Origin of the sequence: Shigella sp. FJ200513 (assembly GCF_040495915.1) — a bacterium.
In the GTDB taxonomy this organism is placed as follows: Bacteria; Pseudomonadota; Gammaproteobacteria; order Enterobacterales; family Enterobacteriaceae; genus ECMA0423.
In genome coordinates this window covers 1-1,753 of record NZ_JBDYCV010000227.1, presented here as the reverse complement: position 1 = coordinate 1,753, position 1,753 = coordinate 1, and the positions used below count along the sequence as shown (strand labels likewise).

1 protein-coding gene and 1 pseudogene are annotated in these 1,753 nt (G+C 41.8%); both read right to left on the bottom strand.

Features of this window, described 5'->3' with window-relative positions; translation table 11 throughout:
- Positions 1-72: 72 nt before the first annotated feature.
- Positions 73-780, bottom strand: a pseudogene (gene lpfB-O113 / locus ABZJ92_RS21765) (long polar fimbrial chaperone LpfB-O113); the annotation flags it as partial.
- A 47-nt stretch (positions 781-827) separates the two neighbouring features.
- Positions 828-1,400 (bottom strand): long polar fimbria major subunit LpfA-O113, encoded by a 573-nt coding sequence (gene lpfA-O113, locus ABZJ92_RS21760; RefSeq protein WP_000827814.1) that lies wholly within the window; start codon positions 1,398-1,400, stop codon positions 828-830.
- Positions 1,401-1,753: the final 353 nt, after the last annotated feature.

Here is a 1,753-nt window from a genome sequence, read left to right as displayed (position 1 = left end):
GGGAATATCTGCGGCAGCGGGCTTGTAATGGGTTAAGTGATAACAGATGTCTGGAAATATAGGGGCAAATCCACTGACTGCGCCGTAATCATTAATAAATCGCCAGGTCATTTGGCCTCCCGCAGAATTAGCAGGTAAAGGTAACGTGAGCGTTTCAAAAGGACGGATCATATTGAGGGGCACATCATGGCCATCAACGATGACATCCATCACACTGATATGAATTGGGTTGGGATTCTCTGCTATCAGATTTCGCCCTTCCCGGCGCCATTTCACTTTCGGCGCAGCATCTTCGGGAATAAGGCGGATATTTGCTGGTCGCCAGAACAGCTTGATACGCGTTTTTACTGCTATTTCCAGCGAGTTCGTCGCTTTGTTGCTCGCTGATGGCGGAATATTTTTAATATTCAGCCAGAAGACTGACTCGCGATCATCAGGCAATGACACACCTTTGGTGTGAATAATGCGTAATATTTTTTCTTGCGAAGGTTCTAATCGTGATACTGGCGGAATAACGGTAAACGGCGCTTTGCTTTTATCCTCTTTATTAAATGGATCTACCCAAGCCTGGATGAGATAAGGTATTTTTTCTTCTTTGCTAAATACAGAAATAGATTTATCAGCATTATTACTTAAGTAAACCACCCGCGTACTACCAATGACAACGCCTGCATAAGTTAATGCTGGTTGGCCTAAAAAAACGCTGAGTATAATCGCGGTAAATAACTTACATTAAACTGTTGTTTTAAAGAGCCTGATTAAACAACTTTTTCTGGACATAACGACTCCCTGGCCAAAGCCAACTGAATAAAAAGGCCCTTGATAAATTATTTCTTATATTCGACAGTAAATTGTGAATCAGCGTTCGCCGTACCAGCCGTTACGGTCGCATTGGTTGCCACATAGCGTGCAATAAACTTCATTTCAGCCTTGCCTTCAGCATCGATAGCGGTATAAGCAGAGTCGTTATAAAGTTTAACCTGCGAATTATCGGACTGGTTAAAAATACGAATACCAACGCCGGTTGCCGCAATCGCTTGTCCTGTACCGGTAAAATCACCAGGGTTGCCTGCTGTAAGCGGCGTACCCACTTTCAGGTCGCCGTCGCCGCCAGGCGCTTCTGTACCATCAAAACGAACGGCTGCTTGAGTGTACGTTGCCGGGCAATTTTCAAGTTTAATACTGAACTTCTGTGGCGACGCCAGACTACCTACACCTGAAAATGCATTTTTACTGACTTTACCCAGTGGGACAATTTGATCGGCTGTATCGGAGGTAACTTCACAAGTAGTGTCGACAATTTCACCGACGAAGTTAACAACACCATCTTCTGCCAGTGCATGCCCGGCCAGCATTAGAGATGCCAGAGTGAATGCACCGCCTATAATATTACGCTTCATAAAAACTCCATTGATATAATATATCCTTTACCATGAATCATCACTTATATTAATAAGTGTGTTTTTGATTCAAAGGAATAGTACACCAAAGAGACGGCTTTATCTAAAAATAATATTAATTACGCAAAAATAAAATATAGATTTATTGTTTAAATATTATTTAAACAGTAAAAAATCAAGTTTGTTATCAGACATTAATGATAATTCAGAATATATTTATATAGAAAGATAGATGAATTTATTGATGTCAGTTATAAAAAAGGGCCACCGGTCGGCAGTAATGCCAGTCAGTTAAGCAACTGACTGGCTCTTTTTCGGGGCTGTGGGGTATTTCCAGGGCCTCTCCTTTACCA

Coding starts and splice junctions, on each gene's coding strand:
- lpfA-O113 (WP_000827814.1), bottom strand. CDS start 1,400: ATGAAGCGTAATATTATAGGCGGTGCATTCACTCTGGCATCTCTAATG.